Raw genomic sequence first — 1,208 nt, 5'->3', positions numbered from 1 at the left:
TGACCTGCCACGGGATTTTTCCTCCACTGTCGATTAGAGTCCGACCCAATTTGAGGACGGACAATGAAGCGAACAAGATTCACGGACGAGCAGATCATCGGGATCCTCGCCGAGCATGAGGCGGGTGCGAAGTGCGCCGATCTGTGCCGCAAGCACGGCATGTCGGAAGGCACCTTCTACAACTGGAAAGCCAAGTTTGGCGGCATGACAGTGTCAGAAGCCAAACGGCTGAAGGCGCTTGAAGATGAGAACGCGAAGCTGAAGAAGCTTCTAGCCGAGCAAATGCTGGATCTGGCTGCCATGAAGGAGCTGGTTTCAAAAAAGTGGTGACGCCTGCCGTGAAGCGCGAGGCGGTCGCGCACCTGAGGTCCCTGCTCGGGCTCTCGGAACGGCGGGCGTGCCGGATTGCCGGGGCGGATCGTAAAATGGTCCGCTACGAGGCGCAGCGTGCACCAGACACGGTGCTGCGTGGCCGCCTGCGCGAGCTGGCCAATGAACGACGGCGCTTTGGCTATCGGCGCCTGTTCATTCTGTTGCGGCGTGAAGGGGAGCAGTCCGGCATCAACCGGATCTATCGGCTCTACCGCGAAGAAGGCCTGACCGTGCGCAAGCGGAAGGCCCGACGCAAGGCAGTTGGGACGCGGGCGCCAATTCTGATCGAGGCGCGACCCAATGCACGCTGGTCACTGGATTTCGTTCATGACCAGTTGGCTAATGGTCAGCGTTTCCGGGTGCTCAATGTGGTCGACGACGTTACCCGCGAATGCCTTGCTGCGATCCCGGACACCTCGATCTCAGGGCGGCGCGTGGCGCGTGAACTCACCGCCTTGATCGAGCGCCGCGGAAAGCCAGGAATGGTTGTCTCTGACAACGGCACAGAACTGACTTCAAACGCCATCTTGCGGTGGTGTTCAGAGTACCGGATCGAGTGGCACTACATCGCGCCGGGCAAACCGATGCAGAATGGCTTCGTCGAAAGTTTCAACGGCCGCATGCGTGACGAACTGCTCAACGAGACCATGTTCCGCAACCTGGCTCATGCGCGGGTCGTGATCACTGCCTGGATTGCCGACTACAACACCCAACGCCCACACTCGGCGTTGGACTATCAGACCCCGGCCGAATACGCCCGGACCCTGACCACCGCAATCGCCCGACCCGCTACGCGATCTGACAGCTCCGCGCGACGGGCGATTGCTCTACCTGCG

General features: G+C 60.8%; 1 protein-coding gene. It reads left to right on the top strand.

Annotated elements, in window-relative coordinates:
* Positions 1-63: 63 nt before the first annotated feature.
* A protein-coding gene (locus IG617_RS21410) for an IS3 family transposase (RefSeq protein ID WP_254170672.1) occupies positions 64-1,208 on the top strand; the annotation gives its coding sequence in 2 pieces (ribosomal slippage) (positions 64-316 and positions 316-1,208; 1,146 coding nt annotated over the 2 pieces). This gene is flagged as partial in the annotation.

Origin of the sequence: Roseibium polysiphoniae (genome assembly GCF_014842925.1) — a bacterium.
Lineage (GTDB): Bacteria > Pseudomonadota > Alphaproteobacteria > Rhizobiales > Stappiaceae > Roseibium > Roseibium polysiphoniae.
The sequence above is the reverse complement of the archived record's forward strand: the minus strand, read 5'-3'. Positions and strand labels throughout refer to the sequence as shown.